The 290-nt window shown below is 75.9% G+C and carries 1 protein-coding gene; it reads left to right on the top strand.

Going from position 1 to position 290, the window contains the following annotated elements; genetic code table 11:
- Positions 1-290, top strand: a 290-nt coding sequence (locus tag WDW90_RS38900; RefSeq protein WP_336492972.1) for a glycoside hydrolase family 3 N-terminal domain-containing protein, incomplete at both ends; no start/stop codon positions are given.

The following is a 290-nucleotide window of genomic DNA, read 5'->3' as shown; positions in this document are numbered from 1 at the left end:
CGAGCGACCTCAGGGACGCGCTCGGGCGCGACGACGCGCCTATCCTACTCGACCAGGAAGGCGGCCGGGACCAGCGCATGGGCCCGCCCCACTGGCCGGCCTATCCGGCGGGCGGCCGGCTCGGCCGCCGCAACGGCTCCGGGGCCGCGATGGCGCGGCTCGGCGCCCGCCTGATCGCACATGATCTCGCGAGCGTCGGCATCAACGTCGACTGCGCCCCGGGCCTCGACGTGCCGGTGGAGGGCTCGCACGGCATCATCGGCGACCGCGCCTACGGCACGCATCCCGAC

Origin of the sequence: Methylobacterium nigriterrae, from assembly GCF_037106235.1 — a bacterium.
Lineage (GTDB): Bacteria > Pseudomonadota > Alphaproteobacteria > Rhizobiales > Beijerinckiaceae > Methylobacterium > Methylobacterium nigriterrae.
This window is presented reverse-complemented; position numbering and strand designations above follow the sequence as displayed.